Raw genomic sequence first — 1,603 nt, forward strand, 5'->3', positions numbered from 1 at the left:
CGGGGCATGGTAATCTTGTAAGGTTTGTTTTTGGCGAAGTAAATTATACGAGATTACCGCTTGCGCACAAAATTCAAACAAAGATCAACAGCCCCTAGGCGTTTCACTTGCGCTTTTAGCTCTCTGCTCTCTTCTTGCTCAGGGGTTAAATTACCGTTCCCTCTAAAAGCCTGCCCATCATCATTTTCAGCTTCTTTTGTCCACCGACCAAACATGTTGGGATTTACCCCTGACGAATCCCCACAATTTGATACTATAAATCAATAAGGTAGTTTAAAAAACAGTTGAAGTGCACAGCCAATTTTGATCTTATATGTTTTTTCCGACCAAAGAAATTACAGAGTAAATCGGCTATGCACTTGGGTAAATTATTACATAAAACTTTTTCTAATACAGCGGGTATTGTTGATAAGCGTAACCACTGCACATTAATGAAAGCTGTAGAAACACTCTGCCAACATAAGTTCTTATCCATTGCTGCTTTAGGGCGAAAATTAAAGAGCAACGCGAAGGTTAAACACAATATTAAACGAATAGATAGGTTATTTGGCAACCCTCGCGTCCAGCATTCTCGCTACCATTATTACCAAGAAATTACTCGCCGCGTTATAGGTCAAATTAGACGCCCATGTGTGACGATTGATTGGTCAGGGTTAACACCTTGTGGCGAGTTTCATTTATTACGAGCAGCAGTGCCAGTTAAAGGTCGAGCAATGACAATCTATGAGCAAAGTTTTCGTGAATGTGAATACATGAAGCAAAGCGTGCATAAGGATTTCCTCAAAACACTTAAATCAATATTACCTTCTGATTGCAAGCCGATCATCGTTACCGATGCAGGATTTCGCAACCCTTGGTTTAAGTTAGTGCTTAAATTTGGTTGGGATTTTGTAGGCAGAGTGAGGCATCAAACACAATATCAAAAGCCAGAAGATGATACGTGTTGGTTACCAGTAAAAACACTTTATTCTAAAGCGACAGCAAAACCCGCTTATCTATTTGAAATACAACTCGCTAAAGCCAATTCATTGAGTGGTCACTTTTACTTGTTTAAATCAAAGCCTAAACAAAGAAAAAAGAAAAATCTTCGAGGAAAAACGATTCGCTGCAGCGTAAGCTTGAAACATGCTAAAGGCGCCACGGAGCCATGGTTATTATTTACCTCACTGTGCAATATTAATTATTCAGCACAAGATATGGTTAAAATTTACAGCCAGCGAATGCAGATAGAAGAATCCTTTCGAGACTTAAAAAACACGAGTAATGGTTTGAACTTACGTCATTGTCGTAGCTATGAAAAAGGCCGTTTGAATGTCGCATTATTGATTGCATTAATTGCTAATTTTATCCTTTGGCTAGCAGGTTTAACGGCAAAAATATTGAATGTGCATAGAAGCTTTCAGGCGAATACGATAAAGAATAGAAACGTGCTGTCTAGCTTTAGTTTGGGGACGCAATACTTCGAAAAATTTGGTTATAAAATAAAACTGAAAACTTTTTTAGAAGCACTCAAGCAATTAAATAAGGATTGCCGTGAGTGCTTGTAGCTCATTAGCAATTGTGGGGATCCCTCAGGATTTGACCCTAAATTTCTAGAGGCTTC

At 38.6% G+C, this 1,603-nt stretch carries 1 protein-coding gene and 1 pseudogene; one reads left to right on the forward strand and one right to left on the reverse strand.

Annotation, left to right across the window (positions count from 1 at the left end; translation table 11 throughout):
* Positions 1-95: 95 nt before the first annotated feature.
* Positions 96-227 (reverse strand): annotated as a pseudogene (locus CWB66_RS22240) (transposase); the annotation flags it as partial.
* Between the two features lie 126 nt (positions 228-353).
* Here CWB66_RS22240 and CWB66_RS10350 point away from each other — a divergent pair.
* Positions 354-1,547, forward strand: a complete 1,194-nt coding sequence (locus tag CWB66_RS10350) for an IS4 family transposase (RefSeq protein WP_138585323.1) — start codon at positions 354-356, stop codon at positions 1,545-1,547.
* Positions 1,548-1,603: the final 56 nt, after the last annotated feature.

It is taken from the genome of Pseudoalteromonas sp. S558, assembly GCF_005886635.1.
Taxonomy (GTDB): domain Bacteria; phylum Pseudomonadota; class Gammaproteobacteria; order Enterobacterales; family Alteromonadaceae; genus Pseudoalteromonas; species Pseudoalteromonas aliena.